The organism is Prosthecobacter sp. (assembly GCF_020439865.1).
Taxonomy (GTDB): Bacteria; Verrucomicrobiota; Verrucomicrobiia; order Verrucomicrobiales; family Verrucomicrobiaceae; genus Prosthecobacter.
In genome coordinates, this window is record NZ_JAGRPF010000031.1 from 24,273 (window position 1) to 35,953 (window position 11,681).

At 62.5% G+C, this 11,681-nt stretch carries 6 protein-coding genes; all 6 read right to left on the reverse strand.

The features are described 5' to 3' along the window. Positions 1-43 precede the first annotated feature (43 nt). Entirely contained in the window at positions 44-2,398 is a 2,355-nt protein-coding gene (locus KDL09_RS02910; RefSeq protein ID WP_294381123.1) for a hypothetical protein, read from the reverse strand. Continuing rightward, the gene (locus KDL09_RS02915; protein ID WP_294381124.1) at positions 2,395-5,739 is read right to left on the reverse strand and encodes a hypothetical protein; all 3,345 of its coding nucleotides are present in this window, start codon (positions 5,737-5,739) and stop codon (positions 2,395-2,397) included. The genes KDL09_RS02910 and KDL09_RS02915 overlap by 4 nt, the downstream gene beginning before the upstream one ends. A 54-nt stretch (positions 5,740-5,793) precedes the next feature. Continuing rightward, a complete protein-coding gene (locus tag KDL09_RS02920) occupies positions 5,794-7,986 on the reverse strand; it encodes a hypothetical protein (RefSeq protein ID WP_294381125.1) in 2,193 nt (730 codons plus the stop codon). A 30-nt stretch (positions 7,987-8,016) separates the two neighbouring features. After that, complete coding sequence (locus KDL09_RS02925; RefSeq protein ID WP_294381127.1) at positions 8,017-8,463, reverse strand: GxxExxY protein; 447 nt, start codon at positions 8,461-8,463, stop codon at positions 8,017-8,019. Positions 8,464-8,499: 36 nt separating this feature from the next. Then, on the reverse strand, positions 8,500-10,479 hold the full coding sequence (locus KDL09_RS02930; RefSeq protein ID WP_294381128.1) for a BatA domain-containing protein: 1,980 nt from the start codon (positions 10,477-10,479) through the stop codon (positions 8,500-8,502). A 283-nt stretch (positions 10,480-10,762) separates the two neighbouring features. After that, positions 10,763-11,665, reverse strand: a complete 903-nt coding sequence (locus KDL09_RS02935) for a DUF58 domain-containing protein (RefSeq protein ID WP_294381130.1) — start codon at positions 11,663-11,665, stop codon at positions 10,763-10,765. Positions 11,666-11,681: the final 16 nt, after the last annotated feature.

Below are 11,681 nucleotides of genomic sequence, written 5' to 3' on the forward strand. Positions count from 1 at the left end.
CACCTGGACTCTTTGCCCTGTGCTCCTTGCCCTGTGCTTAAGCTCATTGATCGATGATCAGCCCTCCGTTGAAGATGATCTGATTGCCGTTCGCCTGCGCTCCCTGCCTCAGGCGTTGCGCATGATTGTTTTGAATGCCCTCCCAGTACTGCAGCGCATCGGGCAGGTCGCGTTCCTTGCACAGCTTCCACTGCTCCGGGGTGAGGATCGTCTGCATCTCCTTCTCCCCCACGCCGCCCATTGGCACAAGTGCGTAGTAGTACTGCAGAAACCATTGATGAGACATGTAGCGTTCGATGTCTGGCAGATACTCGGTCAGAATCTTTTGAACTGCGGTCTCGATCCTGGCGCACTGGTCGGCGGAAAGCTTGCGGCGGCGGTCCAGCTCCGAGACGCTCATCGCCGCCATTGCGCGCAGGCGGTAGGCATGCCGTTCATCCATCACCTGCTGGAGCTTTTTCTGCTGGGCTTCGTTCAGGGTCGTCTTCAACGCCGTCTTCCAAATGTCCGTGTTCTGCGGTCCGCTTTCGTTGCGGCCGAAGCTCACGCGCTCGGTTCCGGCGAGCGCCTGCAGGATGTTCTTCGGCGTGGCGGTTTGCACGCTCTGGCGCACATACCGGTCGATGTTCTGCCGCCAGTATTCCAGGCCGGCCTCCACCGCTCCCTTGGCCGCCGTGGTAAGCCGGGCAACTGTCGGTGAAGGCAGTGTCAGCACGCGTGTGGCATCCTCCACCTGCGGCATCATCTGCGTCAGCATCTTGGAGCGTTCTGCGACGAACATCTTGTACAAGTGCGCCGAGATCGCGACCTCCATGTCCGGCACCTCCGGGCCGGGACCGTTCATGTTCGGCATCACCGCATTGCGTGAGGAGCTGCTGTTCGAGGTGACCAGCTCCTTCCAATGCTTCAGCTGCACGTCATCGAGAACGGCCTGCAGCATCTCCTGCTTCACCTTGCCCGCATTTTGAAAGAGCTGGGTGGTGTTGTAGCTCCAGTACTGCTGACGCCGTCTCTCAAGCAGCGGCTGCATTTCCACCATCAGCAGCGGCTCCAGCTTCGTTCGCTGATCCTGATTGAGCACCAGGGTGCGGTCCATCTCCGCCAGACAGGCGCGCGCGATCGCCAGCACCGTGCGTTCCTCACGCTGCTTGTTTTCGGCGGTCATGCGGGTCCGCTCCTCTTCGGATAGCAGCTTCTTGATGCCCTCCGTCCACACCGGCAGCTTCATCGCCTGCTGTTCCTCACTGACGCCAAAATAAACGTTGCCGCTGATGCGCTTCCGTTCTGTGGCCGAGTAGTTTTTTGCCTGCTGCAGCCATCCTTTTCGAGCCTGCTTGAGCGATTCTTGAATTGCTTCCTTGGACAGTTTCTCCAGCGCCTTGACCCGTTCTTTGTCCAGATCGAGTGAGGTCACGATGCTGTCGATCTCTGCGGTCATGACGATCTCCATCTGCTGCTCCGCCTGCTGCTCGGAGGGTTTGATCATGTCGGCGAGTTCGTTCTCCGCCTTGCCCTGCTCTTCCTTGTCGGTCTTTTTCCATTCGGCGATCAGGTCGGAGGACAGCACCTTCGCCGCCGCGTCCTCCCAGGCCTTGTCCCAGGCTTCGCCGCGGGGACGGTCGAAACGGATGGAGAAGTAGCTGCGGTTCATGATGCGCTCGCGCGCTTCCGCAGGCAGCGTGCGCAGCATGCCGATGGCACGCTTTTTCTCGGCGTCGCTGATTCGGTCCAGCAAAGCCTCCGCCGCCTTGTTCAGTGCCGTGGTCTGGGCCTCTGTCAGGGAGAACTTCTTCTTCATCAGCTCAATCTTGGCGCGTAGATCCTCGTTCATCGGCCCGCGGGATTCACGCACCCAGCGTTCGAGGTATGCAGCGATCTCCTTGGCTGCCTTCGCTTTCGCTTTCACGTCGGCGTCATGCCATGAGGTGAAGCGCGGCTCGCCCAAGGTGTTCTTCAAGGCGGCCAGCCACGAGCGCTCCTCATCGGGCGGAGTCCAGTCTTCGATGGGCTCATCCGGTCCCGCCGCTTCCGGTTTCCAGATGCCGATGTGCCTGAGCGCCTGTGCGTCCGAGTTGCGCGAAAGGTACGTGCGCATCATCACCACCGCCTTAGGCTGCCAGGTCTTCACCGAGACCTCCACGGCGTTCTTTGCCTCCGCTTCCAACGTCGATTTCTCCGAGGCTGTGAGAGTTGCGGATGCATCCACGGCCTTGATAACGTCCTCCATGTAGGTGGCGAGCTGCTTTCGCTTTTCGGGCACGCACAACTGTACAAAATCAGCCAGCGCCTTCTCCACCGTGTCCGAAAGCGGCTTCTTCAAATCGGCGCGCGACATCGACTGCGCCTGCGCGATGCCGGAGGCGATCAATAGCGTGGTCAGCAGCACGAACCGCGTCATTTCGCTCCGCCTCCTGCCTCCAGCTTGTTGAAATATGCATCGAGTCCGGTCTTGAACTCCTCGGGCAGTTCGCGCCCCGCCTTTCCTGTCGACTGACCCACCGGACGCGTCTGCACATGCGTTTCCGCGTCCGATCCCGGACCCAGATCCGCCAGCGCCGCCTGTGAAGCCGAATCGGCCGTGCCGCCGCCGCCAGGATTCGATCCGCCGCCACCACCGCCTTTCGGGCTCTGGCGTTTGGCCTGCAGCAGAAGCTCGATGGCCTCTGTTTCCGCTGCGATCGCCGGCGCACCAGTGTCTGCGTTGTCGAGAATGCCGGCCGCTTCCATCATCACCTGCATAACCGCACCGAGCAGTTTCAATTCCTTGCCGAATTTTTCATTTCCCTGCGGCAGCCGTCGGATGTCGTCAAACGCGCCGCGCACGCCTGCCTGAATGCCAAACTGCTTCGAGGCCAGGTTCGCCGATTTCTGAGAATGCTCGCCTGCCTTGAGCGCCGGCTTCGCGTTTTCGAGCTCCCTCGTTTCGTCGCGCAGCTTCATCTCGTCGCGCAACGCCTTCATCACCTTCAGCACGATCTCCGGTGGCAGGCTGTCCGCGCTGCAACTGCTGCACGACTTGCATTCGCTGGCCGCCACCATCTCCTCTGCCCAGCGGTCCAGCGTGTCGGCCCAGAACTCCGCACCCGCCATGCTGTTGCCGCTCAGGTTTACCGCCGCCTGATCACCCACGGTCGCCAGCGCGCGTACGATCTGCGTCTCCTTCATCTGCCCGATGATGTTTTTGAACTGCATGTCCGGCTTGCGCGCGAAGTAGGCTTCCATGTCGCTCTGGATGACCCGCACCGTCTCGCTCTGCTCCCTCTCATGTTCGGCGATCGCCTTCGCATCCTTCACGGGCTTGCGCTCGAGGCCGAAGGCGCTGAGCGTCTTCGTGTTCAGGTCCTTCGCCGCCACCAATTGCTGACGCGAGGCCGCTTTGAGCCGCTTCACAAACGTACTCGCTTCGAGACTGGCGAGGATCTGGCTCAACTCGTCTGAAACGCGGGCGAATTCGGCCAGCAGCAGCTTCTGTTCGTCAATCGCGTCGTCCATCTTCTTCTGCGCGAGCGTTTGCGCCTCCTGCGGTTTTTCTTCCTCACCGTCTTTCTTTTTCGAAGGTGCTGCCGCCATCTGCGTCGTCGGCAGTTTCATGGTGCTGGGTTTCGGTGGCGAGGGCTTCGCGTTGGGATCGGCCGGCTTCAGCTCCGGCTTGCTCATCGAACCCTCCTTGTCGGCGATGCTGGGCATGTTCTCCTTCTTCGGCGCTTCATCGGAGGCTTTTCCACTCGATGGAGGTTTCGGCAGATCCTGGCCGTTGGCGATCTGTGGCGCACTGGGTTTGCTCTGGCCGGCTTTGCCTTCGCCCGGCTCGCCTTTCTTCTGGCTCTGCGACTGCTGCGATGGATTCGACGGTGAATTGGAAGCCGTGGACTGGCCCGGCTTGCCCGCCTTCGCGCTCGAACTCTGCTTCAGCAGATCCGCTACGCTCGGCATCCGCTTCGCCGCGATGTCCTGCAATGACTTCAGCATCGTCGCCCACGACTCGAGACGCTTCGCGTCGAACTCGTCATTGCGCGTCGCCTGTTCCACCAGACTGCGTCCGCTTTGATTCAAGCTGCTCAGGCGCGCGGCGTTCGCATTCTCGGCGCTCGCCTGCTGTGCGATCTTGCGGCGGTTCTCGGGGCGGTCGAGATCGGCGGGGCTCAGCGCGCGCAGTTCCTTGTTGGTCGCGTGCAGTTGCTGCTCGCGTTCGTAGCTTTCGCGGGCGGCTTCGAGCCATTTGCCAAACTGCTCCGTCAGCCACAGCGCGTGATCGGTCTTGTTCAGCACATGCAGCAGGAACGCGGCTGAATACGCGCGCTTCCGGTTCGGCAGATAGTCCTCCGCCCAGGCGCGAATCTCGAGCGTCTGAGGTTCCACGCCGTCGCGCGCCGCGCAAAACGTCGCCTTCGCTTCCAGCGCTTTCTTTTCCGGCTCGCCCGCGGCGGCAATCTTGTCGCCCTTGGTCTTGTCATCGTTCACGCTGCGCCACTCGAGGCCCGTGCGCTGGATGCCGAAGTCGTCCTGCACATCGACGTTGAACACGACCACCTCCGAATCGAGCACCACCTGCTCCTGCGTCTCACGACGCGCGGCGAGACGCGGCGCTTCATCTTCGATCGCGTTGATCTTCAAAACGAGCGGCTCGCGCGGTGTTAACCCATCGCGGTCTTTCCACATCACATGCTTCTCGGCGTCGCCCGCGATTTCATGAAAGGGCGTCGTCACCTTCGCGCCGGAAACTTTCTCCGCCTCGCCATCGACTTCGGCGGAAGCCAGTTCGCGCGATGCCGTCGCCTCCAGCGCGGCCTTGGCGCCTTTGAGCACGCTGACCGAACCGCCGCGCACCTCGATGACCGGCTCCGTCTTGTATTTCAAATACGCAGGCAGTCGCGTGCGCACCGAGAGCGCCGTCAGTTCCGGCCGCGTGCGTGGCAAGACGTTCACCGTCTTGCGCACATCGCCGAGCGACAGCGAAAGAGCCGCGTCTTCCTTCTGCGGCGGAAATGCCAGCGGATACTCGTGTTGCTGCAATCCGCTCACGACCACCGGCTGATCACCGATCCGCGCTTTCGCCTGCGAGGGCGACCAGCGCGTGTCCTTGTCGAGCTGCACCTTCAGATCGAACGGCTCCGCATACGGCACCACGAGACGATCCGGCAGCTTCTCGATCTTCGCGAAGGTGAAGCGCTCGACGTCACGCCATGGTGTCACCCAGCGCGCCATCGCATTCCACGCGGCGTCCGGCACCAGCGTGAGCGCAGCGACCGCGAGCATCGCCGTCACACCAGCGGCCCAGCCCCATTGGAAATGCTTCGCTTCGGGCACCGCATGCGTGAAGTCCTTGTCCTTCACCGCGTCGGCTGCCTGATCCATCGCCGCCTGCACCAGCCGCTCGCTGCGTCCTGCGGAACCGGCCTCCACATGCGCCAGTTCCACGATGCCGAGCAACTGATCACCCAGCCGGGGAAACGTGCGCTTCAGCAGCCGCGCCGCGTCTTCGAGCCTGCGCTGACGCCACACCCAGCGGTGCCATTTGAGTGGCAGCCCTAGACCCAGCGTCAAGGCGCCCGCAATCAGCAGCGAGGCGCGCAGCCACGCCGGCGTTTCCATGATGCGATCCAGCGCAAACACGAGCACGTAGGAGAGCACGATCCCGAAAGCCGCCGCTAGCAGGCCTTCGGTGAGTTTCACGACCCAGACCCGCTTGCGAAAATCCGCGAGCTTCGATTCGAGAATCGGCGGCAGTTCGGTTTTCATATTGTGGAGATGTTACTGTGATCAAACGTTCCTGACGAGCTTTTGATTGGGGGTTTAGAACGCGCCGGCCGCCTTTCTTCCGACCCAAAAAATGCCCATGAGCAGCACCAGCACGCCCGCCCACGCCGGATGCGCCCAGAGCGGCAGGCGGCGCTCCTGCGGAACGGGTTCCGGCATGGCTGAAATCGCAGCGACGATGGCGGCCGGATCTTTCGCGTCCAGCATCGCGCCTTTGGTGAAACGGGAAATCTCGCGCAGCACGTCGAGCCGCGCCGGCTGGCCGCGCTTTTCACGGCTGGTGCCCTGCACTGAAATCTTGGCCACCAGCGACGATCCCGCCTCGGCGCAGCTGAGTTCCACCTGATGCTCGCCCGGTTCGACGGGAGTGAAGACGCCGGTGAAAAGCCCCCAGGCCTCTTCCCCGGCGGGCATGAGCCGCACGCTGGACACCTTGCCGCTCGGCGCGGCGATTTGCGCGATCACCATGCCGTCGCGCAACGGTTCGCCGGTCAGGCTCATCACGTTCGCGTTCAGCGTGAGCACATCGCCGGTGCGCGGGCGGTCGGGCGAGTAAAACAGGCGCATGCTTTCACCGCTGCTCATATTGCGCTGATACGCCATCCAGCGCACCACCTGACCCCAGAAGCGGTAGTGATACTTGTCCTCCACGCCTTTGCGCCAGCGCCACGCACCATCGGTGCCCATGAAGAGGATTTTGCCCGCGCCGTAGGTCTTGGTCACGATCAACGGAATGCGCCCGAACTGGTTCGACTCCGTGCCATGCGTCGCCAGCACTTCGCTGCCCGCCTTGGCGCGCAGCGCGGGCGCATACCACTGAAAGCCCGGCAGATTGCTCCACACGCGGGCGCTCGCCTCGTCGCTGTCTTCGAGCTTCGTCAAAAGGCTGCGCGTCCCGGCCTCGGTGAGTGCAAACTTGCCCGGTGACGACGAGCCCCAACCGCGTGGCTGCGCCGCGTCCCAGATCACCGGCAGCAGATCGGCCAGCGGTGTGTCCTGCAGCGTCGCCTGGAACCCATGGAAGCCGGGCATGAAGACAAGGCCGCCCGCCTGGTCGCGCACGAGCTTTTGCAGCGCGGTGCATTGCGCGGCGGTGAGCTGGTCTTTGGCCAGTCCCACGTCACCGAGGAAGACGACATCGTATTTCGTCAGTTCCTCGTCCTTCGGAAACGCCTTCAAATATCCACGGCCCGCGCCCACGTGACCGAGTCCCGGATGCAGCAGCAGACAGCTCACATCCACGCCCGGATCGCGCTCCAGCGCATTGCGCAGGTAGCGATACTCCCAGCGCGGGAAGGATTCGATCACCAGCACTTTGAGCTGCTCCTTGCGAATCGAGAGCGGCGCCTCCTGCGAGTTGTTTTCGGGATAGCGCTCGTTCGGCGTCTTCGGAATCGTCAGCGTGAGCTTCACCTCGCCCGGCTTGTCCGGCTTCCATGCGATCGCATCCTGCAGCCGTCCCATCGCGGGCAGTGTGACCTCCTTGGTGATGATCTCGCCGCTCGAAGCCTGCATCTCGAGCACCACGACTTCATCGCGCGGCAATGAACTGTCGATCGTGAACGGAATGCGCAGCGGTTTGCCCGCGACGGCGAAGGTCGGCACGTCGAAGCTCGTCAGTTCGACATCCGGCAGCCGCGTTTCGGCCCCGGTCGGCACGGCAAAGACGGGCACCTCGCGCATGCGCAGCCGCGTGGTCGCCTGCGATGGCGGCGCACCGGAGTTCCAGTCACCGTCGCTCACCAGCACCACCGCCTTGAGATTCGGCTGCTGCTCCATCACGCCCGCCAGCGCGGCATGAATGTCCGTGCCTTCCGTCGCCGGTGTTTGCGACGACGAGAACGGCTCGATGACGACGTCCATGCGTTCCTTGAGCGGCGCCCACAGTTTCTCATCGACGAGCGGTTTCGCGGCGTCCTCGCGTGAGATCACCTGGGTGCCGCGCAGCACGTCCTTGGTCGTCATGCTGCCGGAAACATCCACCAGCACCGCCAGCGTCGGCTTCGTCTCCGGCTTGAACGTCTCCAGCCACTCCGGCTGCAGCAGCGTGATCGCAATGCCGATGGCGATGAGCACGCGCAGCAGTTCCAGCCATCCCATGAACGGCCGATACCCGCTCCGCCGCCATGCCATGATCGCCAGCCCCGCGATCGCCACGACAAACGCCACACCCACCGCGAACGCCGCGGGTGTGGGATTGAAGACGAGTTGGGAGGTGGTGGGCTGCATGAGGTGAGTTGGCCGAAAGAAACGAAAGAGTTAAAAAAAGAGGGAACAAATGTTCTGAGTGATTTTGCGAAACCGCGTCGTGCCGGGGATGTCCTTCATGCCGAGTTTGCGGATTTGGAATTTGGCTCCGCCAAAGTTCACGATGGCACCATGTTCAATGCCAGAGGCGCGAAGATAGCCCAGCAATTGGGCCACATGTTCATCTGCGATCTCTTTGGCTGCCTTGAGTTCCAAAATGAGAACATCATTCACGACCAAGTCGGCATAGAACTCACCCAGCTCGGTCCCGTCTTCGTCATACACCTTCAAGGTCTTTTGTTCTTCGACTTTGAAGCCCATCTTTCGCAGCCGGTTCATCAGAGAGCGCTCATAAATCTTCTCCAGATGACCAGGGCCGAGGAATCGATGCACTCTGAAACCCGTTTCACGAACGACGTCAGTGAGTTCAAAAACAGGATCCTTTTGAGCTGTGGTCATGGCTGGTTTGTTTTTTCTGTTTTTCGTTTCTTTCGGCTAAACAGTGGCTTGGGCAGGTTCACGTTTCCCCGGCATGCACAGCAGTGCTTCGCCGAGCAGCGCGACGGCCATCAAGAAAAGGAAGGTGCGCCAGATCTCGCTGGCGAGGCTGGTTTCGTTTTCGACCTGGTCTTCGATGATGTGATGGTCGAGTCCGGTGAAGAGTTCTTCCAAGACGGTCTTACCGAGCGTCTCCGGACGGTCTTCACGCAGCGGACGGTTCAGGGCGATGAGCTTGTCGTCCTTGTAGAGAATGCCCGCGCGCAACGACTGCTCGGAGCTCAGCATCGTCTCACCGAGGCGCTTCCAGTCGTTCAACGACTCGGCCGCCGCGGCCTCGCGCTGCTGGGCTTTGCCAAGGCTGCGGGCGCCGGCGTTCAGCGCACGATGCAGCATCGCAAACATCACCACGCCGTCGCGTGCGAGACTCGATGAACCGGAACCGGTGAGCGTGCCGAGGAACCACGCGTTGCCGTCGCCGGGAAGGTCGGCGCGCATGAGAAGCGGCGTGTTTTCACCGAGACGTGCGAGCGGCGTGCCCTCGCCGAGGATCTCGCAGTGGCGGCTGACTTCGAGTTCGCCGACTGGCAACGCGGTGCCGCTGCGCGTGTTGGCGAGCAGGCCGGTGTCGTTGCGCCACCACTCGACACTCGCCGGTTTGCTGCCGCCGCTCCATGCGCCCCAGTGCAAGCCGCCGAAGGTTTCATTGTCGGGCGATTCGGTGGGCAGAAACAGGATGCTGCGACCGGCCGCGAGATGATTCGCGAACTGTTTGGCGATCAAATCATCCGCCTTCGGCAGCGGCGCGTTCCAGACAATGAGCGCGCTATCATCCCAGGCGATTTCGGCGGCACGCGCAGGCGGCAGCACGATGGCGGCGTAGTGACGCGTGGGATCCGCGGCGGCTTCGAGCGCCGCCTGCAGCGGACCGGCCTCGGCTTCGTCGTCGGTCACGATCACGGAGCGCAGCACGGCGGGTTCGTCGAAGACGAAGTAAAACACGTTGTCGGACGGCGAGGCATCGGCGGGCAGTTCGACGCGGCCGGAGCCGCGCTTCGTCGTTTTGTCGATGGGAATGGCGTAGCCTTGCAGCACGAGTTGCGCGTCCTTCATCTCCACCTTCGTGGTGGTGCTCACGTCATTGATGACAAACCGCAGCGGCAGTTCGGTCGGCGTGGCGGAGGCCTGATCGCGCGTGATGCGCAGATCGAGCAGCAACTCGGCTTTGTCGGCGGTTTCGCGGCGCATGACGCGCTCGACGGCGACGGCAAGGTTTTGCGAAACCGACTGCGCATAAGTCAGCAGATGAAAGCGCAGGCCCTTGAGGCTGGTGAACGCGCTGCGCAGCGCCTGCCAGCGTCCGCTCGCGGCATCCCAGTCGCTTTGGCGCAGATCGCTCAGCACCCACACGTCCGTGCGGCCGGTTTGATTCGTGGTGATGTAATCGAGCGCGCCCTGCAGCAGCGCAGGAATGTCCGCCGTCGTGTCCGTGGCGCCCGTGAGCGGCAGGTCGACGAGCGACTCCGGCTTGTCGAGCAACTGCGGCTGCAGATGCGCATTCTCGATGAGCACGAGCTTCGAGCGCGTGCCCACCGTGTCGCGCAACGCCTGCGAGAGTTTCGCGAGGCCTGCTGCACGCTTGCTCGTGCCCGTCGCCAGATTCTGCTGCTCCATGCTCGCCGAACGGTCGAGCAGCACGATGACCGTGTCCGGTACGCCGCCCGTGAGCCCGAGCAAACCGCCTGCCATCGGCCGCGTGATGACAAACAGGATCGCCGCCACCGCCAGCACGCGAAACGCGAGGATCAAAATCTGCCGCAGTCGCGACAGCCCCTTGTTCATGCGCTGCGCCATGCGCAGGAACATCATCGCCGCCCACTTCACCTGCCGCCGCCGATACAGATGGATCAAATGAATGACCACCGGCAACGCCGCGAGCGGCAGGGCAAAAAGCAGCGCTGGGACGAGGAAGGTCATGGGTCAGCGTCTTTCCCTTCCTCCAATTGCGAACTAGCGTCAGACAGACCTTTTGGTTCTGAAAATGGTTTCTCTGAGGCACAGATCACGGTGACCCCGGCTATGATCATCAGGACCGTTCCAAATGGCTGCAACCAATACATCCACGAGTTTTCAACCGCTGCAGTTCCCAGCGTTTTTCGAAGTATCAAGGCGCTGCCAATGAGTATTGCGCCTGCCAAGACCAGCCAGCGGCCGCGACGATGCCAAATTGGCAACTTGTAACCTGGTGGGCGATCACACATCACCGTCCTCCTTTCTTCTGCACGCGGCTCAGCAGGAACCGCGCGAGCACGTCGTCATACTTCTCGTGCAGTTTCACGCGGTGGTAGTCGATGGCGGTGGTGCGGATGAGGTCGTCGATCTCGTGCATGTATTGCCGCACGGCTTCGCGGTAGTTGCGGGCGATGAGGCTGGGGTCGGCGAGGAGGGCTTCGCCGCCTTCCATGTCGATGAAGCGCGCGGGGCGGTCGAAGTCGAAGTCGAGCTCTTTCTGATCGAGCAGATGGAAGACCGCGACGTCGTGCTTGCGGAAGCGCAGGTGCTGAATGGCGGACTTCAACTCCGCAGGCGGCACGAAGAGGTCGCTGAAGATGACGACGAGGGCGCGCTGGCGGATTTTTTCGGCGGCATCGTGCAACGCGGTGAGCAGCGTGGTGTCGCCCACCGGCTGGATGGCGGCCATTTGATCCAGGATGAGTCCGAGATGCGAAGCACCGCGCTTCGCGGGGATCTCGATGGGCTTTTCCGCGAGCGAATGCAGGCCGACGGCATCGCCCTGCTGCGCGGCGATGTAGGCGAGCGTGCCGGCGAGTTTCTTCGCGTAATCGAAACGCGTGGCACCGGCGGGGCCGAAGTTCATGCTGCCGCTGGTGTCGATGAGCAGGCAGAGGCGGAGGTTCGTGTCGGCTTCGAACTCCTTGATGTAAAAACGGTCGCTGCGACCCCACGTGCGCCAGTCGAGACGGCGCGTGTCGTCGCCGGGAACGTACTTGCGATACTGCGCGAATTCGAGCGATGAACCGCGCACCGGACTGCGGTGCTTGCCGGAGACGTTGCCGAGCATCGCCTGGCGCGCGTTCAACGGCAGCGCCATGAGGCGGCTGAGAACGGCGGGGTCGAGGAAGCTGCGGTCGTTGGCGGGCATGAGCGGAGTTGGCCGA

Bases quoted from the DNA above. Each gene is read 5' to 3' on its own strand.
- KDL09_RS02925 (WP_294381127.1), bottom strand. From the start codon at position 8,463: ATGACCACAGCTCAAAAGGATCCTGTTTTTGAACTCACTGACGTCGTT.
- KDL09_RS02910 (WP_294381123.1), bottom strand. From the start codon at position 2,398: ATGACGCGGTTCGTGCTGCTGACCACGCTATTGATCGCCTCCGGCATC.
- KDL09_RS02930 (WP_294381128.1), bottom strand. From the start codon at position 10,479: ATGACCTTCCTCGTCCCAGCGCTGCTTTTTGCCCTGCCGCTCGCGGCG.
- KDL09_RS02915 (WP_294381124.1), bottom strand. From the start codon at position 5,739: ATGAAAACCGAACTGCCGCCGATTCTCGAATCGAAGCTCGCGGATTTT.
- KDL09_RS02935 (WP_294381130.1), bottom strand. From the start codon at position 11,665: ATGCCCGCCAACGACCGCAGCTTCCTCGACCCCGCCGTTCTCAGCCGC.
- KDL09_RS02920 (WP_294381125.1), bottom strand. From the start codon at position 7,986: ATGCAGCCCACCACCTCCCAACTCGTCTTCAATCCCACACCCGCGGCG.